Annotated in this window: 16 protein-coding genes; 2 read left to right on the top strand and 14 right to left on the bottom strand. The window is 68.5% G+C overall.

What is annotated here, in order from left to right:
- Positions 1-145: 145 nt before the first annotated feature.
- Positions 146-1,342 carry an acyltransferase family protein gene (locus ACFQ0E_RS16180; protein WP_386825584.1) on the top strand — a complete coding sequence of 399 codons (1,197 nt, stop codon included), beginning with the start codon at positions 146-148 and terminating at the stop codon, positions 1,340-1,342.
- On the opposite strand, the gene ACFQ0E_RS16185 is transcribed toward ACFQ0E_RS16180, so the two are convergent.
- The 9 genes from ACFQ0E_RS16185 to ACFQ0E_RS16225 all read right to left on the bottom strand — a co-directional run bounded on the left by ACFQ0E_RS16185 (position 1,343) and on the right by ACFQ0E_RS16225 (position 14,163).
- Positions 1,343-4,363, bottom strand: a complete 3,021-nt coding sequence (locus tag ACFQ0E_RS16185; protein ID WP_386825586.1) for a VIT domain-containing protein — start codon at positions 4,361-4,363, stop codon at positions 1,343-1,345.
- Positions 4,364-4,448: 85 nt separating this feature from the next.
- The gene (gene recJ, locus ACFQ0E_RS16190; RefSeq protein ID WP_386825588.1) at positions 4,449-6,209 is read right to left on the bottom strand and encodes a single-stranded-DNA-specific exonuclease RecJ; all 1,761 of its coding nucleotides are present in this window, start codon (positions 6,207-6,209) and stop codon (positions 4,449-4,451) included.
- Positions 6,209-7,180 carry a phosphoglycerate mutase gene (locus ACFQ0E_RS16195; RefSeq protein WP_386825590.1) on the bottom strand — a complete coding sequence of 324 codons (972 nt, stop codon included), beginning with the start codon at positions 7,178-7,180 and terminating at the stop codon, positions 6,209-6,211. The genes recJ and ACFQ0E_RS16195 overlap by 1 nt, the downstream gene beginning before the upstream one ends.
- Positions 7,181-7,193: 13 nt before the next feature.
- On the bottom strand, positions 7,194-7,670 hold the full coding sequence (gene greA, locus ACFQ0E_RS16200; RefSeq protein WP_386825817.1) for a transcription elongation factor GreA: 477 nt from the start codon (positions 7,668-7,670) through the stop codon (positions 7,194-7,196).
- Positions 7,670-10,915, bottom strand: a complete 3,246-nt coding sequence (carB, locus tag ACFQ0E_RS16205) for a carbamoyl-phosphate synthase large subunit (protein WP_386825592.1) — start codon at positions 10,913-10,915, stop codon at positions 7,670-7,672. Before carB ends, greA begins: the two co-directional genes overlap by 1 nt.
- 40 nt (positions 10,916-10,955) lie before the next feature.
- Positions 10,956-11,420, bottom strand: coding sequence for a DUF6973 domain-containing protein (locus tag ACFQ0E_RS16210; RefSeq protein ID WP_386825594.1), 465 nt, complete (start codon positions 11,418-11,420; stop codon positions 10,956-10,958).
- Positions 11,417-12,082: a hypothetical protein gene (locus ACFQ0E_RS16215; RefSeq protein WP_386825596.1), complete on the bottom strand. Its 666-nt coding sequence runs from the start codon at positions 12,080-12,082 to the stop codon at positions 11,417-11,419. The genes ACFQ0E_RS16210 and ACFQ0E_RS16215 overlap by 4 nt, the downstream gene beginning before the upstream one ends.
- 80 nt (positions 12,083-12,162) lie before the next feature.
- Positions 12,163-13,287 carry a glutamine-hydrolyzing carbamoyl-phosphate synthase small subunit gene (gene carA, locus ACFQ0E_RS16220; protein ID WP_386825598.1) on the bottom strand — a complete coding sequence of 375 codons (1,125 nt, stop codon included), beginning with the start codon at positions 13,285-13,287 and terminating at the stop codon, positions 12,163-12,165.
- Between the two features lie 165 nt (positions 13,288-13,452).
- On the bottom strand, positions 13,453-14,163 hold the full coding sequence (locus ACFQ0E_RS16225) for a 4-hydroxy-tetrahydrodipicolinate reductase (protein WP_386825600.1): 711 nt from the start codon (positions 14,161-14,163) through the stop codon (positions 13,453-13,455).
- 126 nt (positions 14,164-14,289) lie between these two features.
- Here ACFQ0E_RS16225 and ACFQ0E_RS16230 point away from each other — a divergent pair, with 126 nt between their 5' ends.
- Complete coding sequence (locus tag ACFQ0E_RS16230) at positions 14,290-15,153, top strand: metal-dependent hydrolase (protein ID WP_386825602.1); 864 nt, start codon at positions 14,290-14,292, stop codon at positions 15,151-15,153.
- Between the two features lie 17 nt (positions 15,154-15,170).
- Here the strand turns inward: ACFQ0E_RS16230 and ACFQ0E_RS16235 are convergent, their stop codons facing one another.
- The 5 genes from ACFQ0E_RS16235 to hrcA all read right to left on the bottom strand — a co-directional run bounded on the left by ACFQ0E_RS16235 (position 15,171) and on the right by hrcA (position 21,392).
- Positions 15,171-16,280 (bottom strand): prephenate dehydrogenase, encoded by a 1,110-nt coding sequence (locus ACFQ0E_RS16235; RefSeq protein ID WP_386825604.1) that lies wholly within the window; start codon positions 16,278-16,280, stop codon positions 15,171-15,173.
- 115 nt (positions 16,281-16,395) lie between these two features.
- The gene (dnaJ, locus tag ACFQ0E_RS16240; protein ID WP_386825606.1) at positions 16,396-17,523 is read right to left on the bottom strand and encodes a molecular chaperone DnaJ; all 1,128 of its coding nucleotides are present in this window, start codon (positions 17,521-17,523) and stop codon (positions 16,396-16,398) included.
- A 101-nt stretch (positions 17,524-17,624) separates the two neighbouring features.
- Positions 17,625-19,547: a molecular chaperone DnaK gene (dnaK, locus tag ACFQ0E_RS16245; protein WP_386825608.1), complete on the bottom strand. Its 1,923-nt coding sequence runs from the start codon at positions 19,545-19,547 to the stop codon at positions 17,625-17,627.
- A gap of 161 nt (positions 19,548-19,708) precedes the next feature.
- Positions 19,709-20,239, bottom strand: a complete 531-nt coding sequence (gene grpE, locus ACFQ0E_RS16250) for a nucleotide exchange factor GrpE (RefSeq protein WP_386825610.1) — start codon at positions 20,237-20,239, stop codon at positions 19,709-19,711.
- Positions 20,240-20,312: 73 nt separating this feature from the next.
- The gene (gene hrcA / locus ACFQ0E_RS16255; protein ID WP_386825612.1) at positions 20,313-21,392 is read right to left on the bottom strand and encodes a heat-inducible transcriptional repressor HrcA; all 1,080 of its coding nucleotides are present in this window, start codon (positions 21,390-21,392) and stop codon (positions 20,313-20,315) included.
- Positions 21,393-21,621 lie beyond the last annotated feature (229 nt).

The raw sequence follows: 21,621 nt of genomic DNA on the forward strand, positions 1-21,621 counted from the left end.
TTCTAGGGCCGGCATCCGCGCACCGCGCCCGGTTCGTCCCTGCCCGCCCCCGACTCGTCACTTTTCCATGGCGATCAGACACTTGGCCGGTGGACGCGGCGCCGCGCGAAGGAACACTGGCGCCTTTCCACACGGACACGCACACATGCAACGCCGCCTCGACCTGGACTGGATCCGCATCGCCGCCTTCGGCCTGCTCGTGCTCTATCACTGCGGCATGTATTACGTGAGCTGGGACTGGCACGTCAAAAGCCCGCACGCCAGCGAGACGCTGGAACCACTGATGATGCTCAGTTCGCCCTGGCGGCTGTCACTGCTGTTCCTCATCTCGGGGGTGGCCACCGCCTTCCTGTTCGCGAAACGTCCGGGGGGCTTCCTCGGCAGCCGTTCATGGCGGCTGCTGCTGCCGCTGGCGTTCGGCATGGTGGTGATCGTGACCCCGCAGGCCTACTACGAGGTCGTCGAGAATCTCCCCGGCGGCTACCACGACGGCTATCTCGCGTTCTGGGGCCGCTACCTGTCCGCCGACGACACGTTCTGCCGCGACGGGGACTGCCTCGACGTTCCGACCTGGAACCACCTGTGGTTCGTGGCCTATCTGTGGGTCTACACCGTGGTCGCCTGGGCGCTGCTGCGCTTCGCCCCGCGCGCGATGGACAAGGCCGGCGACTGGCTCGCGGCGCGCCTGTCCGGCATCGGCATCCTGCTGTGGCCGGCGCTGCTGCTGGCCGTGGCGCGCGTGGCGCTGGTCGGTCGCTTCGAGTCGACCCATGCCCTTGTCGACGACTGGTACAACCACGCCCAGTACCTGCCGCTGTTCCTGCTCGGCGTGCTGGTCGCGGCCCGCGAGGACGTCTGGAACGCCCTGCATCGCTGGCGCTGGCTCGCGCTCGGTCTCGCGGCTGCGGGTTATGCCTTCATCGTCTGGTACTTCTTCGGCAGCGGCTTCGACGACGAAGGCACGCCGCCGCCCGAGGCGCTGCGGATGCTGCAGCGCACGGTATGGGCGATGTTCCAGTGGTCGACGATCGCCGCGATCCTCGGCTTCGCACGCGGCATCGCCTTCCGCGACACCGCGGCCCTGCGCTACCTGCGCGACGCGGTGTTCCCCGTCTACATCCTCCACCAGACGATCACCGTCGTCGTCGCCCACAACCTCCAGCCGCTGGAGCTTCCCGTCGCTGCCGAAGGGCCGCTGCTGGTGCTGGCGACGTTCGGCCTGAGCTTCGCGGGCTTCGAGATCGTGCGGCGTGTGCGCTGGCTGCGGCCGCTGTTCGGGTTGAAGCTGTCGACTCCGGCAACGACCATCGCGCCAGTCAAGGGCGCGACGGTCGGCGGCTGATCACTTCACCTCGAACTCGCCGACGAACACCGTCTCGCTCCTGCCACTCAGGCGGAGCGTGACGGTTTCGTCCTTGCGGCGCTGCGTGCCCCAGCCGGAGCTCAGGCGCAGGTTCAGCGTGGTCGCGCCGGTCACGATCTGCTGGCGGTCGCCGAAGAAATTGGCCTCGACCTTGTACTTGCCCGGCTTCGCGTCCTTCAGCACGAATTCCTCGGGGCCGTAGCCGCCGGTGAAGTCGTCGCTGATCAGGCCGCCCTGGAAGGTGTTGCGGTTGCCGTAATAGCACTTCTCGCCGTTGGGATCGGTCACCCACAGGTCCATGTCGCTGTTGTCGCTGTCCCAGGCCAGCACCACGCGCAGGTCCAGCGGCATGTTCTTCAGCAGACGGCGATCGATGAAGCTGGTGTCGAGCGGCGTCGGGCTGGTGGCGATGATCTCGTTCATCTCGTTGAGCGCGACGAGTTCCACTTCCGAGAAACGATCGTCCCACGGCCGGGCCGCGACGTCGTACAGCCGCTGGATGGCTTCTTGGCGCTGCCCTGCCCCGGCCAATGCCAGGCCCAGGTCGCGATGGCTCTGCGGTTCCTCGTCGGCCAGGCGCAGCACCTCGCGCAGCACCGCGACGGCATGCGCCCAATCGCCGGCCTGCATCAGCCGGTAGCCGAGCACGCGCAGCACGTGGCGGTTTTCCAGCTTCATTTCCGCCAGGTTGGACAGCACGCGCAGCGCCTCGGCACGACGGTCTTTCTGCAGCAGTAGGTCGGCGACATCGAGATAGAACGCGGTGCTGTCGGCGTGGCTGTCCTTTTCATCGAGGTAAACCGCATAGAGATCCTCAGCCTTCGCATCGCGCAGCCGGCGCGCGTACGGCGAATCCGGCGCCCAGGCCTGCAGGCGGATGGCGACGCCCTGGCCGGCGTCGTTACGCACTGCCATCGCCGCATCCTGCTCGGCCTGCCGGCGCGCGCCGGCAGGCGCTGCGGCACGTTGCTGCGAGGCGCGTTCGGCGAGCGCGCTTTCGCGCGCATAGGCCATTTCTTCCGCAGCCACCGGAGACGGCGGCGGGGGAGCGGACATCACCGGTGCTGCGGCGGCATCGCCGGTCGCATATGCGGCCACCTCACCGTGGGCCTCGCGCTTGGGCTTCGGCGGCGCGGTCTTCGGGAAGGTCTTGCCCCACCACTCGACACGCTCGGCGAACCGGCGCGCGACGACCTCCAGCCGTTCGCTGCGGCTCTGTTCGCGGCTGCGGTCGCGGGTGCGCTGCAGCGCCGCGACCTGTTCGCGCAGCGCGGGCGGCGCAGGAATGTCGTAGCGCACGTAATCCTCGGGCGATTCGAGCACCAGCAGCGACGTGCCCGGGGTGACGATGCCGAACCGCTGGCCCAGCCGGGTGATCGCGCCGCGATGGCGCTCCGGCTCGGCTGCCTTCGACGCCACCTGCCAGCTGGCCCACAGCGCCGCGACCTGTGTGCTGCTCGGTGCATCGGCCGCGATCGAGGCATCGACGGTCCGCACGCGACCGCCTTCCTGCACGCGGACCCGTACGCGTGCGGTGGCCTCAGTCATGCGGCCGGCCACGCGCAGCAGGCCGTCATCGACGTCCCACGACTGCGGCAGCAGATCGTCGATGCCCTCGCCTTCCAGCGCGATCACGCGCCGCTCCGGGCCCAGCAACGCCTCCGCTGCAGCATCGAGGCCATCGCGACCCTGCCAGCGCACGAGCCGTCCACCGCGCGCATTCGCCAGCGCCGACAGGCGCGTGGCATCGACCTCCGCGCCGGACGAAGCCAGCGCGTACAGCGCCTGACCGTCCTTCAATGCGGGAAAGGCGCGATCGCCGTAGTTGTGCAGGCCATCGCTGACCAGCAGGTATTCACCGATGCCCGGCTCGGGCGACCAATCGGCCAGATCGCTGGCGCCGTCGTGGACCAGCGCTTCCAGCGCCTTGCGCAGCGCGTTCCAGTCGCCATCGCGGATCGCGAAGCGACCGCCGTCCTCGCCCACGTCGCGCAGCACGCGCAGGCGGACTTCGCCATTGCCCATCGCCGCGAAATAGCGGTCGAGCAGCGCGAACTCGGACTGCCGGTCGCGATGCCGCGCGGATGCGGAGGCGTCCCACAGCAAGCCGATGGTCGACGGGATACGACGCTTGCCGATCAACCCGGCCCCGTGGGGCACCGGGATGTCGATCAGCCCGAAACGCTCGCCATCGAACGACTGCACGAAGGCCTGCGCACCGGCGCTGGCCGGCAGGCGCAGGGCCAGCGTCGACGCGGGTCGCGCGTGTCCGCCAGCCACGCGTTCGCGCAGGATGTCGTGGCGTGCGACGTAGGCGTTGCGACGGCGCTCGAAGCGCAGCGTCTCGAAGCGACCGCCCTGCGTCGGCGCGACGGGCAGGCCGTCGGCGTGGATCGACAGCGATGCGCCGTCGGCGTCGTCGAGCAGATGCACCGGCACGTCGAGTCGCCAGGCATCGCCGTCGCGACGCATCGCCTCATCGATCACCAGCCGCACCTGGCGGGTGCCGCGCGCGGGAATGGGATAGACGCGGAGGCGGAAGTGGTTGCCGGCGGTCTGTTCGAGCAGACCCGGATCGACATTGCGGCGTTCGATGCTCTCGAACACCTGCTGCGCTTTCTGCTTGGGCACCGGCACCGCATCGCGGAGCACGCCGTCGATGTCCAGCGCGAAGGCGCTGACCTGCTGGCCGGGCTGCAGCGGGAATTCGAGGTTGCCTTCGAGCAGGCGATCGTTGGGATTGTGCAGCGTGAGCAGCAACGTGGTCCGCGCGAGGCTGCCGTGGGTCTCGACATCGAGCTTCGCTTCGCGCAGCGCGATCGGGATCTTAGCCTCGGACGAACGGATCAGCGGCGGCGCGGTCAGGGCATCGGGTACGACGACCGGAACGGCCGGTGGCCTGGGCGGTCGCGGGGTGCGCGCCTCGCCGGGCAGGCTCTGGCCCAGCAGCAGGCCCAGCACGAGGGTGGCGGTGGCGGTCGCGGAGAAACCTCGGCGCATGGCGGTGTCCCGTGGAAAGGTGACGATGGAACGGCCTGATGTCGGCGATGGGGTTGGGTCGCCTTCCACGATGCCACAAACGCGGTCAGCCGACGCCGACCGGCTCGCGATGCACCACGATGAGCTGCACGGCATCGCCGCCGCGCCAGTCGTCGGGCTGCAGGCGATAGGCGGCGCGGATGCGCGACGGTGGCGGCGTGCCGTCCCAGCCGGAGAAGTGGATCGCGTTGATCCTCCGCGTGCCGCCGGGCCAGGCCAGTTCGAGCTTCAGATGCGTTTCGCCGACCGGCCGCCACTGGATCACGTCGAACACGTCGTCGAACAGCGGCTCGGGGAAGGCCTGTCCCCACGGCCCGCCGTCGCGCAGCGCGAGCGCGGTCGCGAGTGCGCAGGCGTCGGGCGGGATCGCGCCGTCGCTGAGCACCACGTCCTGCAGCAGTTCCGGCGACATCAGCTCGGCCGCACAGACTTCGAACGCGCGCTGGAAAGCCGGCAGATCGACGAGGCGCAGGCTGAGGCCCGCCGCCATGGCGTGCCCCCCGAAACGCCCGACCAGCCCGGGATGCCGCGCATCGACCATCGCCAGCGCGTCGCGGATGTGGAAACCGCTGATCGAGCGCGCCGAACCGCGCAGCTCGTCGCCACCGGGTTCGCTCGGCGCGAACGCAATCGTCGGACGATGCAGGCGCTCCTTGATCTTTGATGCGACCAGGCCGACCACGCCGGGATGCCAGTCCTCGTGATACAGGCAGACCGCGACGCGCGCGGTGTCACCATCAATCGACAGCGCAGCCAGCGCATCCTCGGCATCGCCGACCATCTGCGCCTGCACGCCGCGACGCTCGGCGTTGATGCCGTCGAGGATCTCCGCGAGTTCGCGCGCGCGTCGGGCGTCGTCGGTGAGCAGGCATTCGATGCCCAGGGTCATGTCTTCCAGACGGCCTGCGGCATTGATGCGCGGCGCGAGCGCATAGCCGATGTCGGTCGAGGTCAGCGCGGCCTCGCTCCGCTTCGAGACCTCGATGAGTGCGCGCAGTCCCGCGCAGCCGCGACCGGCGCGCAGGCGGCGCAGGCCGGCAGCGACCAGCGCGCGATTGTTCACGTCCAGCGGCACCAGATCGGCCACCGTGCCGACCGCGACCAGATCAAGCAGCACCGAGAGGTCCGGCGGCTCGCCCGCGAAACGGCCTTCGTCGCGCAGGCGACGACGCAGCGCCAGCAGCACGTAGAACAGCACACCGACGCCGGCAAGCGACTTGCTCGCGAAGGCGTCGCCGCGCAGATTGGGATCAACGATGACGTCGGCGGGCGGCAGCGATTCGCCGGGCAGATGATGATCGGTCACCAGCACGCGCCAGCCGCGCGCCTTCGCGGCGGCGATGCCGGCGTGGCAGGCGATGCCGTGGTCGACGGTGACCAGCAGGTCGGGCGACATCGCCGCCAGTTCATCGACCAGCGCAGGCGACAGACCGTATCCATGGACCATGCGATTCGGCACCGCATACGACACCCGCGTCGCGCCGAGCAGTCCCAGGCCGCGCACTGCCACGGCGCAGGCGGTGGCGCCATCGCAGTCGAAATCGCCGACGACCAGGATGTGCTGCTGCGCGGCGATGGCCTCGGCGAGCAGCCGTGCGGCCTCGTCGATGCCGTGCAGATCGTCCGGCGGCAGCAACTGGTTCAGGCGCGGCTGCGCCTGCGCATGCGTGCGCGCGCCACGCGCAGCGTAGACGCGACGCAGCAGCGGCGGGATCTCGGCGGGCCAGTCCTGCGCCGAGGCCACGTTGTCGTGCCCGGCGGGGCTGTCATGCCCGGTGTGTGTGTCGCGCCTGCGGATGGTCCGCATCAATCGGCGTCCATCGCGACTGGTATCGACCAGGGCTTGCGCCAGAACCGCCAGCGCTGCCCGCTGCGCAGCACGAGACGTCCGCCGTCGGCGGTATCGATGGTCGCGCTGGCGCATCTGCCCTCGCCCACCGCGCACAGCACCGGCAGCAGCCAGTCGCGGTGCAGCGCGGCGAGATCGCGGGTGCGGCGCAGGTCGAAGAGCGTGCTGCCATCGGCAAGTTGCATGTCGGCGAACGACGCCGGCAGTCGTCCCGCATCGCCGCCGGCCAGCCGGACGAGTGAACAGGCGAGGTCGTCATCGCTGGCGCAGCGGGCCACGTCGCCGCGCACCGTGGTCGGCAGGACGCCGCCGCCCCACAGCCACAGCGAGTTCACCGGCACCAGGCCCCGTTCGGCGCGGCGCGCGTTCCAGGGATGGTTGTGCAGGACGATCTGCGCCTCATTGAGCAGGGCGCGCCAACGGCGACCTTCCGGTCCGTCGGGCTGGTGCTCGAACAGATCCGCACCGATGGCGTCGTCGGGCGCACTGAACGCCGGCAGCTTGGCCTCGCGCGGCAAGCGCAGGTACCAGTGCGCGGGCGACGGCGCATCGAGTTCGAAACCGGCGTCGCCGAACACCGGCTTGAGCGCGGGCAGCAGGGCTTCGACATCGGCATCGTCGAGGCCGAGGCGCTCGCCGATGCCGAGCAGTCGTGCGCCGTTGATGTCGGGACGCACGTGAGCCGGATCGGCGCGCAGCCACGCGGCGCCGACGGCATCGCCGACTTCGGCCTGGCGGGTGAGCGCGGCGGCGGACCAGCGCACAGGCACGATGGAAAAGACGCGCGACAGCTGCGCTTCGATCCCCGCCTCGCCCGCAGGTTCAGCATCCGCACGGCCGAACGCCGCCGCCAGTTCGGGCGACAGCGCCTGCCGGCCGAAGACCGACCAGGCAGGCAGCAGCAGAGTCAGGGTGCGATCGCGCGACATGGCGGCGATGCGCTCAGCCTTCGTACGCGACCTGGATCAGTTCGTACTCGCGCTTTCCGGCCGGGGCATCGATCTCGACGGTGTCGCCCTCGTGCTTGCCGATCAGCGCGCGCGCCAGCGGCGAGGAGATCGCGATCAAGCCCTGTTTGATGTCGGCTTCGAGGTCGCCGACGATCTGGTAGCGCTTCTCCTCGTCGCTCTCGACATCGGCCAGGGTCACGGTCGCACCGAACACGACGCGGCTGCCTGCGTTCAGGGTCGACACATCGATGACCTGCGCATGCGACAGCTCAGCTTCGAGCTGCTTGATGCGGCCCTCGATGAAACCCTGCTGCTCGCGCGCAGCGTGGTATTCGGCGTTTTCCTTCAGGTCGCCGTGCCCGCGCGCCTCGGCGATCGCGGCGATGACCGCCGGACGCTGGACGCTCTTGAGGTTTTCCAGCTCGCCGCGCAGGCGCTGCGAGCCTTTCAGGGTGATGGGTGCTCTGATCATGCTTGCTCGAGTTCCTTGTGCAGTTCCTGCAGCGCCCAGACCGGGCCGCTGTCGCGGAAATCGAGAGAATGCAGCAGCGCCTTCGCGCCTGCAATCGTCGTCGAATAAGTGACCCGCTGCTGCAAGGCCTCGCGGCGGATCGAGAACGAGTCGGCGATGGCCTGCTTGCCTTCCGTGGTGTTGACGATGTAGGTGATCTCGCCGTTCTTGATCAGGTCGACGATGTGCGGACGCCCCTCGACGACCTTGTTCACGATCTCGCAGGCGACGCCCTGCTCGCGCAGCCACGCGGCGGTGCCGCGGGTCGCGACGACGGCATAGCCGCGCGCCACAAGGTCCTGCGCCACCGAGAGTACGCGCTGCTTGTCGGGGTCGCGCACGGAGATGAAGGCCTTGCCCTTCGGCGGCGCCTTGATGCCGGCAGCTTCCTGGGCGCGCGCGAAAGCGGCGCCGAAGTTGCGGCCGACGCCCATGACCTCGCCGGTCGAACGCATTTCCGGGCCGAGGATCGGATCGACGCCCTGGAACTTGGCGAACGGGAAGATCGCTTCCTTGACCGAGTAGTAGTCCGGCACGATTTCCTTCGTCGCGCCCTGCTCTGCCAGCGTCTTGCCGGCCATGCAGCGCGCGGCGATCTTGGCCAGCGGCATGCCGGTGGCCTTGGACACGAAGGGCACGGTGCGCGAGGCACGCGGGTTCACTTCGAGCAGGAAGATGGTGTCGCTGCCGTCTTCCTCGGTCTGGATCGCGAACTGGGTGTTCATCAGGCCGACCACGTTCAGCGCCTTGGCCAGCGCGACGACCTGGTCGCGCAGACGCGCCTGCGTTGCCTGCGACAGCGAGTACGGCGGCAGCGAGCACGACGAGTCGCCGGAATGCACGCCGGCTTCCTCGATGTGCTCCATCACGCCGCCGATCAGGACGTTGCCGTCCTTGTCGGCGATGACATCGACGTCGACTTCGACCGCGTGGTCGAGGAAGCGGTCGAGCAGCACCGGCGAATCGTTCGAGACCTTCACCGCGTCGCGGATGTAGCGCGACAGGTCGGCGTCGGAATAGACGATTTCCATGGCACGGCCGCCGAGCACGTAGCTCGGGCGCACGACCAGCGGATAGCCGATCTCGCCGGCGAGGGCGATGGCTTCGTCCTGGTTGCGCGCGGTGCGGTTCGGCGGCTGCTTCAGGCCGAGCTGCTCGACCAGCTTCTGGAAGCGCTCGCGGTCCTCGGCCAGGTCGATCGAATCCGGCGAGGTGCCGATGACCGGCACGCCGTTCGCTTCCAGCGCCTGCGCCAGCTTCAGCGGAGTCTGGCCGCCGTACTGCACGATCACGCCCTTCGGCTGCTCCAGCTCGACGATGGCGAGCACGTCTTCCAGCGTCAGCGGCTCGAAGTACAGGCGATCGGAGGTGTCGTAGTCGGTCGAGACGGTTTCCGGGTTGCAGTTGACCATGATGGTCTCGTACCCGTCCTCGCGCAGCGCCAGCGCGGCATGCACGCAGCAGTAGTCGAATTCGATGCCTTGGCCGATGCGGTTCGGGCCGCCGCCGAGGACCATGATCTTGTCGCGGCCGGTCGGCTGCGCCTCGCATTCGTCCTCGTAGGTCGAATACAGGTAGGCGGTGGTGGTGGCGAACTCGGCGGCGCAGGAGTCGACGCGCTTGTAGACCGGGCGCACGCCGAAGGCCTTGCGCAGCGCGCGGACGGCGGTCTCGTTGGTGCCCGCCAGCTGGGCCAGGCGCGCATCGGAGAAGCCCTTGCGCTTGAGCGCGCGCAGGCGCCTGGCATCGAGACCTTCCAGGCCGGCGGCGGCGACCTCGCGTTCGCAGGCGATCAGTTCTTCGAGCTGGTCGAGGAACCACGGATCGACGAACGACAGCGCATGCACCTCTTCGACCGACATGCCGGCGCGGAAGGCGTCGGCGAGATAGAACATGCGCTCGGGGCCGGCTTCCTTCACTTCGCGGCGCAGCGCGGCCATGCCTTCGTGCGTCGACAGGTCGAGACCTGTCGGATCGAGGCCGATCTTGCCGGTCTCCAGGCCACGCAGCGCCTTCTGCAGCGATTCCTGGAAGGTGCGGCCGATCGCCATCACCTCGCCCACCGACTTCATCTGCGTGGTCAGGCGGGCGTCGGCGGCCGGGAACTTCTCGAACGCGAAGCGCGGGATCTTGGTGACGACGTAGTCGATGCTCGGCTCGAACGAGGCCGGGGTCAGGCCGCCGGTGATCTCGTTCTTCAGTTCGTCCAGCGTGTAGCCGACGGCGAGCTTGGCCGCGACCTTGGCGATCGGGAAGCCGGTCGCCTTCGAGGCCAGCGCCGACGAACGCGACACGCGCGGATTCATCTCGATGACGACGACGCGGCCATCCTGCGCGTTGATGCCGAACTGCACGTTCGAGCCGCCCGTGTCGACGCCGATCTTGCGCAGCACCGCGATCGAGGCATCGCGCAGGCGCTGGTATTCCTTGTCGGTCAGGGTCTGCGCCGGCGCGACGGTGATGCTGTCGCCGGTGTGCACGCCCATCGGGTCGAAGTTCTCGATCGAGCAGACAATGATGCAGTTGTCCGCGGTGTCGCGGACCACTTCCATCTCGAATTCCTTCCAGCCCAGCACCGATTCCTCGATCAGCACTTCATGCACCGGCGAAAGGTCGAGGCCGCGCTTGGCGATCTCCTCGAACTCTTCCTTGTTGTAGGCGATGCCGCCGCCGGTGCCGCCGAGCGTGAAGCTGGGGCGGATGATCGTCGGATAGCCGACCTTGGCCTGGATCTCCAGCGCCTGCTCGAAGGTCTTCGCGACCTCGGCCTTCGGGCATTCCAGGCCGATCTCCTGCATCGCGACGCGGAACAGCTCGCGGTCCTCGGCCATGCGGATCGCGTCGCGCTTGGCGCCGATCAGCTCGACGTTGTACTTCTCCAGCACGCCGTTGTCGGCGAGGTCGAGCGCGCAGTTCAGCGCGGTCTGGCCGCCCATCGTCGGCAGCAGCGCGTCGGGGCGCTCCTTCTCGATGATCTTCTCCACCGTGCGCCAGTTGATCGGCTCGATATAGACCGCATCGGCCATGTTCGGGTCGGTCATGATCGTCGCGGGATTGCTGTTCACCAGCACCACGCGGTAGCCCTCGTCGCGCAGCGCCTTGCACGCCTGGGCGCCGGAATAATCGAATTCGCAGGCCTGGCCGATCACGATCGGACCTGCGCCGATGATCAGGACGGTCTGGATGTCTGTGCGCTTGGGCATGGAGTCCTCGGTAAAGTCTTTCGTGTCTCGGTGTGCGGTCTCAGTACCACCGGTCCTGCCAGCGTTCGCTCGACAGCCAGGTGATCCTGTCTTCGTCTTCGACCGCCACGCCCCCGGCCTGGACGGCCTGCAGCACGGCGGCATTCATCTCGTTCCAGCTCTCCGCACCGGCGCCGATCCGCGCGCCGATGCGATTGTTGTGCGCATCCATCGCGCGGGCCGCATCGCTGCGACCGGTATGGCGGTGAGCATCGCCTTCCATGACGGCGGTGACCCAGTCGACCCAGCGCGGCGATCCCGTGAAGGCGACCGTGGCGCTGGCGAGCGTGTGGCGGTAGGCATCCTTCGGGCCGTGTCGTCCGCCCGGCAGATCGGAACGCGATGTCGCCAGGTAGACGCTGCCGAGCACGAAGGCCGGATAGCCCCCCAGCAGCACCGCGACGACCAGGAGCCGGCGCAGCCAGCGACGGCGCGGCGCGCGCGACGTGGCCGCCGGAAGCGTCATCCGTTGAACAGGGTCGCCATCGATACGTCGCAGGCGCCCATCGCACGCAGCATGACCTGCGTCGCGAGGTTCTCGCCTGCGGCCTCGCCGCTCTGCTCGTTCTCCTCGGACGACTTGTCGGTCGAGAAGGCATTGCCGAGGCCCGACAGCTTGCGCAGGCCGGCGTGATCCGGGGCGGTCATGAAGGCCATGAACGAGGCGAGCTGCTCCGGCGTGGCGCTGCCCAGCACCTCCTGCTCGCTGACCTTCACGCCGGTGCGCTCGCCCTCGGCTCCGGCCATCATCAGACGGCCCATCACCGCAGCTGCGCCGCCTTCGAGCAGCTTCACTTCGTCATCGATGCGGGACGGGTTGGTGGCCACGTACTCGGCCACGTCTTTGCGCTTCGCGCGGCGATAGCCGGTGTTGCTCAGTTCGCCCCGCAGGCAGGACAGCTGCGCCGGGGTCACGGCGTCGGGCTTGTCCTGCATCGGCCACTTCGGATCGTCCTTGGCCAGCATCTCGAAGATGCGGCCCATCGGCACGAGTTCGACCATGAGGTCGGTGAGGCGGTCGGTCTTCGCTTCCAGCGAGGCTTTCGCAGGGCCGGCCGCATGCGCGGATACGGACAGCAGGGCGCCGGTGAGCAGCAGCGCGGAGATGGACTGGATGACGCGTTTCATCGGAACCCCCTGGAGGTGGGTGGGTGGGTCATGCCGGGCGACGGCATGCGCCGGGAGGCGGCAGGTCCGGCGTACGAAATTCAGGCGCGCGCCTGCATCGTCGCCACGAACCGGTCGAACAGCGGAGACACATCGTGCGGGCCCGGGCTGGCTTCCGGATGCCCCTGGAAACTGAAGGCCGGCGCGTCGGTCAGGGCGATGCCCTGGTTGCTGCCGTCGAACAGCGAGCGATGCGTCACGCGGACGTTGGCCGGCAGCGTGGCTTCGTCGATGGCGAAACCGTGGTTCTGCGAGGTGATCATCACCCGGCCGCTGTCGATGTCGATCACCGGGTGGTTGGCGCCGTGGTGGCCGAACTTCATCTTCAGCGTGTTCGCACCGCTGGCCAGGCCGAGCAGCTGGTGGCCAAGGCAGATGCCGAAGGTCGGAATCTTGCGGGCGATGAACTCGCGGATCGCGGCGATGGCGTAATCGCAGGGCGCCGGGTCGCCGGGGCCGTTGGACAGGAACACGCCGTCGGGATTCATCGCCAGCACATCGGCGGCAGGCGTCTGCGCGGGCACCACGGTCACGTCGCAGCCGCGCTCGGCGAGCATGCGCAGGATGTTGCGCTTCACGCCGAAATCGTAGGCGACGACCTTGAACTTCGCTTCTGCGGTGACGAAGGCGTTGCGGTCGAGATCGAGCTGGCCTTCGGCCCAGGGATAGGCGTTGCCGGTGCTCACCACCTTCGCGAGGTCCATGCCCTTCAGGCCCGGGAACTTGCGCGCGGCTTCGAGCGCCTTCTCGACATCGATGTCGCCCGCCATGAGCGCGCCGTTCTGCGCGCCGCGATCGCGCAGCAGGCGCGTGAGCTTGCGGGTGTCGATCTCGGAAATCGCGACGATGCCGCGCGCCTTCAGCCATTCCGGCAGCGCGATCTGGCTGCGCCAGTTGCTCGGACGTCGCGGCACGTTGCGCACGATCAGGCCCGAGGCCCAGACCTGACCGGCCTCGTCGTCGAGGTCGGTGCAGCCGGTGTTGCCGATGTGCGGATAGGTCAGCGTGACCAGCTGGCGGGCGTAGGACGGGTCGCTGAGGACTTCCTGGTAGCCGGTCATCGCGGTGTTGAACACGACTTCGCCGACGGACAGGCCGGGCGCGCCTACGGATTCGCCCTCGAATACGGTGCCGTCTTCGAGGACAAGGATTGCGGTTTCGGTCACGGGGTTCGCCTTTGTTGGGGCTGACGGCAGGTTGCAAAAAGCCCCGGGCGCGGTCTGTAACCGGCCCGTGGCTTCTGGAGTCAGGCGAGCGAGAATTGTACCGGCGCGGGCCGGCCAGCGCCAGCACGAATTGCGGCACTGCATCAAAATCCGGCGAGATTCGCCTCAGTCCAGCAGATCGCGCAGCCGATAGGCGCCAGGATCGCGTCCGGCCAGTCGCGCGGCGGCATGCAGCGCGCCCCGGGCGAAGATGTCACGGTTGGTGGCGCGATGGATCAGCTCGATCCGCTCGCCCTGCCCCGCGAACTGGACCAGGTGCTCGCCGACGATGTCGCCGGCGCGCAGGCTGGCGTAGCGCGGATCGGCACCACCGCGCCCGGCGGCAGCGCCCAGGGTCAGGGCCGTGCCCGAGGGCGCATCCAGCTTGCGCGTGTGGTGGGATTCGACGATGTCGCAATCCCAGCCCGACAGCGTCCGGGCGGCGCGTTCGACCAGGTCTTCCAGCACGGCGACGCCGAGGCTGAAATTGGAAGCCCACAGCACGGGGATCTGCACAGACGCCGCCTGCAGGACCGCGCGCTGCTGGCTGGCCAGCCCGGTGGTGCCGGAGACGAAGGCTGTGCGACGTTTCGCGCAGAGGGCGAGGATGCCGTCGAAGGCCACGGGCAGGCTGAAATCGATGGCCACGTCGAAATCGGGCGCGGCATCGAGTTCGGCGACGGGATGGAAAGGCTGGCCGAGCAGGCCGGTTTCGGCGACGGGCGGCGCGACGGCGGCGGCCAGCGTCAGCGAGGGCTGTTCAGCCATCAACCGCAGCAGCGTCTGCCCCATCCGACCGCTCGCACCGTGGATCAGGACACGGATGGGAGCATTCATCCGCGTAAGCTACCGGGACGGCCACCGGGTGACAACAAATCCGGTCGAGTATGGATGCGTGCGCCGCGACGCGTGAAGACATTCCAGGGGGGAGCGTCTTCCACGCAGAAGCACAGGAGCACGTCCATGTCAGTCCTCATGCCCACCCGATCCTTCCGCGCGCCGCTGCAGCCGGACATCCCGCGAAACTGGCTGCCCGCCAATCCCGCACTCTCGGCCCTGCTCGACATGTACACGGTCATCGTGCCGTCGAACGAAGCCTTCTACATGCGTACCCTGGCGCGCTGCCTGGGACGCATCGACGACCCGGACCTCGCGGCGGCGGGACGCGCCTTCATCCATCAGGAGGCCGAGCACGGCGTCGCCCACAAGCGCTTCTGGTCGGTGCTGGACGCGCACGGCTACCGCTACCGCAGACTCGAACGCATCATCGATGTGCTGACGTTCCGCCTCACAGAACGCATCGCGCCACTGTCGCTGCGCATGTCGATGGTCAGCTGCATCGAGCACATCAATGCCTTCATGGCCCACGAGTTCCTTCGCCAGGGCATCCTGGCGGATGCGCACCCGGAAGTCCGGGCGATGCAGGAATGGCATTTCGCCGAGGAAATCGAACACAAGTCGGTGTCGTTCGACGTGCTGCGCGCGGTCTCGCCGGGCTACGGCATGCGACTGGCCGGCTGGGTGCCGACCACGGTCCTGTTCTACACGCTGATGACCCTGGGCATGCTGTTTTTCCTCGCACAGGATGGCGGCCTCTGGCGTGCTTCGACGTGGCGCGGCCTCTGGCGCCATCTCGGGCCGGAGCACGGCATGGCCCGGCGTACGCTGAAACATCTGTTTGCCTACCTGAAACCGTCGTTCCATCCCTCGCAGTTGGACGATCGCGCGCTCGCCGAAGCGGTGATCGCACGCTATTCGTCGCCCCAGGGCGGCTGGCTCGCGCCTGCGACGCGCGGGAGCGGCCGAGCGCCGGATCTGGCCGCCTGATCGCTGCGCTCGATCACTCAATCAATCATCCGTCCGATCGCCGAGGCCTCGATGTCCCGCACCACGGCGTCCAGCGCGGCGCGATCCTGGTCTGCAGCGAAGCCGAAGCGGAAATGCACCTCGCCCGCCGGGGTGCGCGAGGAATGGATCGACGACAGGCTGACGCCGTGGCGCTCGAACACTTCGAGCAGCGCGCGCAGCGACCCCGAACGGTCGTCGGGCAGGTGCAACGCGAGCGACGGCGTTTCGAGCAGGTCGGCCAGCAGGTAGGCGATGCGTTCGAAGGCATGGTTGCCCTCGCCCAGCACCTCCGTGCCGTAGGCATCGTGGCTGTCGTGCAGGAATCGGGTGCGGAAGGCCTTGCGCGCCGCCTCGCCGCCGCTGCGCACCAGGTCGCGCAGCGTCGTCAGTTCGTCCGCCAGCCGATCGAGCATCTCCGGCACGTGCGGATTGTCGAACTGGATGTCCTCGTAGATCTGCGGATTGAGCGAGAGGATCCGGGTAACGATCGCATGGTCCATCTCGAAAGCGGCCGTGCGCATCGGCAGCAGCGACGACGGTGGCCCGAGCGAGGTCGCATGACTGCGGACAACGGCAGCCTGGGCGAGATGCGTCGCATGGACCATCGCCTGGACCAGGGTCATCGCCCGGTCGTGATGCTCGGCATCGATGCGCACGACTTCGGCTTCGAGGGCGGCCAGCAGCTTGGCGAGCCAGTCGCGCCAATGATCGAGCCGCGCTTCGCACACCACCAGCACCCGCCCCTTCAGGGTCGGCGACTTCGGCGGCGCGGTCATCGGATGCAGGCCGACCACGTCGGCCTGCGAGCGGCACATCGCCGCCACCGGCGCCTGCTTGATCGAAGTGATGTCCAGCCACAGCCGACCGCGCTCCCGTCCTGCCGAGCGTGCGACGCAGTCGTCGATGATCGAGACGGTGTGGCGGATCGGCGCGGTGAACAGCAGTACGTCGGCGGCGTCCAGCACGTGATCGAGCGATTCGCTGGCCGGATCGACTGGGTCGAAGCCGATCACCGGCAGTTGCATCCGCTGCTCGAAGAACTGACGCAACCATCGGCCATAGGCGCCCTGGCTGCCAACGAGGCCGATCACTGGCGTGGAGGACATCGTTCCTGCTCCCGGGAAGGCCGGGCGAGCATGCGTGCAGCGGCGCCCGCATGCAAGACGCCCGCCGGGAAGGCGGGCGTCGAGCGTCGTGAAGCTTGCGCCGCGAGGCTCGGAATCAGGACGTCATGCGCTCCCAGAAGCTCTTCACGCCATCCATGAAGGTGCTGGAACGCGGCGAATGGCGCCGGGCTTCCTCGCCGACGAAGGTCGCCTCGAACTGTTCGAGCAGCTCGCGCTGCTGCGAGGTGAGGTTGACCGGGGTCTCGACGACGACGCGGCAGTAGAGGTCGCCGGTGCTGCGGCTGCGCACCGAGCGCACGCCCTTCTCGCGCAGGCGGAAGACCTTGCCGGTCTGGGTTTCGGGCGGGATGCGGATCTCGGCTTCGCCGCCGAGCGTGGGCACGCGCACAGTGTCGCCGAGCGCGGCCTGGGAGATGCGGATCGGCACTTCGCAGTGCAGGTCGTCGCCGTCGCGTTGGAAGATGTCGTGCTCGCGCACGCGCACATCGACGTACAGATCGCCCGGAGGCGCGCCGGCCGGGCCGGCCTCGCCCTCGCCCGACAGGCGGATGCGGTCGCCGTTGTCGACGCCCGCCGGAATCTTCACCGAGAGGACCTTCTCCTCCTCCACGCGCCCGGCGCCCCGGCAGCTCTTGCAGGGCGACACGATGCGCTTGCCGTTGCCGCCGCAATGCGGGCACGGCTGCTGCATCGCGAAGATGCCGCGCTGGAAGCGGACCTGGCCGCGTCCCTGGCAGGTGGCGCAGGTTTCGACCTTGCCGTCCTCCGAGCCGCTGCCCTTGCAGGGCTTGCAGTCGACCAGCGTGGGAATCTCGATGCGCTTCTCGACGCCGGCGACCGCCTCTTCGAGGTCCAGCTCCATGACGTAGCCGATGTCGGCGCCGCGACGCGGGCCGCGCGATCCGCCGCCACCGCCGAAGATGTTGCCGAAGATGTCGCCGAAGATGTCGTTGATGTCGGCGCCGTGGGCACCGCCGCCACCGCCGCCCATGCCGTGCTCGAACGCGGCATGGCCATGCGCGTCGTAGGCCCGGCGCTTGTTGGCGTCGGACAGCACTTCGTAGGCTTCCTTCGCTTCCTTGAACGAGGCCTCGGCGGTGGCGTCGTCCGGATTGCGATCGGGGTGGTACTTCATCGCCAGGCGGCGATAGGCCTTCTTCAGCTCGTCCTCGCCGGCATTGCGGGCCACGCCCAGGACTTCGTAGTAATCGCGTTTGCTCATGGAATGCCGGAGAAGTGTCGTGGAAATGCGCTGTCTTCAATGCGGAAACGGGAGCGCGCGGCTGGCCACGTCTCCCGTTCCCGTTGCCCCGACGAAGGGGATTACTTGTTGTCGTCCTTCACTTCCGTGAACTCGGCGTCGACGACATCGTCGTTCTTCGCCGAAGCCGACGGGCCGGGACCGGCGTCGCCGGGACCCTGCTGACCGGCGTTGGCGGCGGCCATCATCGGCTGCACGGCCTCTTCCAGCGCCTTCGACTTGGCTTCGATCTGCGCCTTGTCGTCGCCCTTCATCGCGGTCTCGACCTCGGCGATCGCACCTTCGACGCGGCCGATCATCTCGCCCGGGACCTTGTCGCCGTGGTCCTTGATCGCGCTGCGCGCGGCATGGATCAGGGCGTCGGCGTGGTTGCGCGCCTGCACCAGCTCGTGGAACTTCTTGTCCTCCTCGCGGTGCGCCTCGGCGTCCTGGACCATGCGCTGGATCTCGTCGTCCGACAGGCCCGAGCCGGCCTTGATCTCGACCTTCTGCTCCTTGCCGGTCTTCTTGTCCTTGGCGCTGACGTGCAGGATGCCGTTGGCGTCGATGTCGAAGGTCACTTCGATCTGCGGCATGCCGCGCGGTGCGGGCTCGATGCCGGACAAGTCGAAGCGGGCCAGCGACTTGTTGTACATCGCCTGGGCGCGCTCGCCCTGCAGCACGTGCACGGTCACCGCGCTCTGGTTGTCGGCCGCGGTCGAGTAGGTCTGCGTGGCCTTGGTCGGGATGGTGGTGTTCTTCTCGATGATCTTGTTGAACTCGCCGCCCAGCACTTCGATGCCCAGCGACAGCGGGGTCACGTCGAGCAGCAGCACGTCCTTCACGTCGCCGGCGAGTACGCCGCCCTGGATCGCGGCGCCGATGGCGACGGCCTCGTCCGGGTTCACGTCCTTGCGCGGCTCCTTGCCGAAGAACTCGGCCACCGCCGCCTGCACCTTCGGCATGCGGGTCTGGCCACCGACCAGGATCACCTCGCTGATGTCGCTGGCGCGCAGGCCGGCATCGTTCAGCGCGGTGCGGCACGGATCGATCGTGCGCTTCACCAGATCCTCGACCAGGGCTTCGAGCTTGGCGCGGGTGAGCTTGATGTTCAGGTGCTTCGGACCCGAAGCGTCGGCCGTGACGTACGGCAGGTTCACTTCGGTCTGCTGCGACGAGGACAGCTCGATCTTCGCGCGCTCGGCGGCATCCTTCAGGCGCTGCAGGGCGAGCGGATCCTTGCGCAGGTCGATGCCCTGGTCCTTCTGGAATTCCTCGACGAGGTAGTCGATGACGCGCTTGTCGAAGTCTTCGCCGCCGAGGAAGGTGTCGCCGTTGGTGGCCAGCACTTCGAACTGCTTCTCGCCGTCGACGTTGGCGATCTCGATGATCGACACGTCGAAGGTGCCGCCGCCGAGGTCGTACACGGCGATCTTGCGATCGGCGCCGTCGGCCTTGTCCAGGCCGTAGGCCAGCGCGGCCGCGGTCGGCTCGTTGATGATGCGCTTCACTTCCAGGCCGGCGATGCGACCGGCGTCCTTGGTCGCCTGGCGCTGGCTGTCGTTAAAGTAGGCCGGGACGGTGATGACGGCTTCGGTCACGGTCTCGCCGAGGTAGGCTTCGGCGGTCTTCTTCATCTTGCCCAGCACTTCGGCCGAGATCTGCTGCGGCGCCATCTTGCGGCCATCGCTGGTCGCGACCCAGGCGTCGCCGTTGTCGTGCGCCTGGATGGCGTACGGCACCAGATCGAGGTCCTTCTTGACTTCGGCGTCGGTGAACTTGCGGCCGATCAGGCGCTTCACCGCGTAGAAGGTGTTCTTGGGATTGGTGACGGCCTGGCGCTTGGCGCTGGCGCCGACCAGGACTTCGCCGTCCTTGGTGTAGGCCACGATCGACGGCGTGGTGCGGTCACCCTCGCTGTTTTCGATGACCCTGGCCTTGCCGCCTTCCATGATCGCGACGCACGAATTGGTGGTGCCGAGATCGATACCGATGATCTTGCCCATGACGGGATTCTCCGAGTCTGTGTTTTCTGGGGCGGTCTTGCCGCCGATGTTTCGTATGTATGGCGCGGTGGCGGGGTTTCAAGCGCCGCCTGCCGCGTTCGTCGGACCGCTGGTCGCGACGCCGTGCCCGGCGTCCCCCGCGACCGTGTCCGACCGGGGCGTCAGTCCTGCTTCGCGACCACGACCAGGGCCGGGCGCAGCAGGCGATCGTTGAGCAGGTAGCCCTTCTGGTAGGTCTGCGCGACCGCACCCGGGGCGATGCCCTCGGCGTCGATCATGCTCATGGCCTGATGGTGCTCGGGGTTGAAGGCCTCGCCAGCGGCCGGAGCCACGGCCACCAGGCCATTGGCTTCGGCGATGCGCTGCAGCTGGCGCAGGGTCAGCTCCATGCCGGCGCGCAGCGGGTCGCCTTCCGGCGCGGCGGCCAAGCCGGCCTCCATGCTGTCGAACAGCGGCAGCAAGTCGCCGAGCAGGCGCTCGTTGGCGAACTTGCGGGCCATCTCGACCTCGCGGGCCAGGCGCTTGCGCTGGTTGTCGAGGTCGGCGCGCTCGCGCAGGGATTCGGCGCGCAGCTGTTCCAGTTCGCCCTTGAGGCGTTCGATCATCGCCTCCGGGGTGTCCGCTACGGCCTCGGTCGAGGTCGTGTGCTCGCCCTGGGCCTGGGCATCCTGTGAAGTCTGGTCTTGGGTCATGTCCGTTCCGATGGCGGGAGATGGGAAGGGAAACCCCGCCGACCGCCGAGGGATGGGGACACGTTCGCGGGAATCAAGGGGCGCCGGGTCGCGTGGCGTCGTCCGGCCCCAACGCCTGGCTGAGCACGCTGGCCGCCGCCTCGACCACCGGGATCACCCGGTCGTAGGCCATCCGCGTGGGACCGATCACGCCGAGCACGCCCAGTGTCCGTCCGCCGGCGCCGTAGGGCGCAGTGACCAGCGATACACCGTCCAGCGGGGCCATGCCGGTTTCCTCGCCGATGAAGATGCGGACACCGGGCGCGCGCAGGGTGCGTTCGAGCACCTGCAGGATCTCGCGCTTGCTGGCGAAGGCCTCGAACAGCTCGCGCAGGCGGTCGAGGTTGGACAGGTCCTGCACGCCGATCAACCGGGTCTGGCCGGCCACCAGCATGTCCTCGACGTCGCTGGCCAGGGCCTGGTCGGCCAGCTCCAGCGCCCGGGTCATCAGCGATTCCATCTCCTGCCGCGCGGTCTGCAGCTCGGCCAGCAGCAGGGCCCGGGCCTCGGCCAGCGGCCGGCCGGCGAAATGGGTGTTCAGATAGTTGGCGATCCGCTCCAGCTCGCCGGGCTCGTAGCTGCGGCGGGTCTGCAGGATGCGGTTCTGCACGTCGTTGTCGGCGAAGACCAGGATCGCCAGCACCCGCTGGCCGTCCAGCGGCACGAAATCGACGTGCCGGAACGCGAACTGCTCGCGCTTGGGCACGCTGACCACGCCGACGAAATGGGTCATCGCCGAGACCAGCTCCGAGGCGCTGCCCAGCAAACTCTGCGTGCCGACGCCGGGCGACAGCTCAGCGCGCAGCCGGCCCAGTTCGCCGTCGGCCAGCGGCTGGATCTGCAGCAGGCTGTCGACGAACACCCGGTAGCCCTGCGCGGTGGGCACACGGCCGGCGGAGGTGTGCGGCGCCGCGAGCAGGCCCACGTCCTCCAGTTCGGCCAGGATGTTGCGGATCGTGGCCGGGCTGACGTCCAGGCCGGCATGGCGGGCCAGCGTCTGCGAACCCACGGGCTCGCCGTCGCGGATGTAGCGCGAGATCAGCGTGCGCAGCAGCAGCCGTGCGCGGGGATCGAGCACGAGGGGATCGGAACCTGGGTCGACCGGGCGATTCATGGCCACCGATATAGGCGTTGGCGCCGGCATGCGCAAGCATCGCGACAGACGCAGACCGGCCGCGCGTCTCCAACCGTGAGACGGCGGCGGCGTTCAATGCACCGCATGGCCCCGGCCCGGCCGGCGCGCCCGGGTTCCCGGTTCGGCGATATCCCCACGCCGCATCACGGAACCGGCGCTCCGGCCGTCGCCGAGGCCGGCCTGTCGCACTTTTGATGCACAATCCGCC

The organism is Lysobacter brunescens, from assembly GCF_042677005.1.
Classification (GTDB): Bacteria; Pseudomonadota; Gammaproteobacteria; order Xanthomonadales; family Xanthomonadaceae; genus Lysobacter_I; species Lysobacter_I brunescens.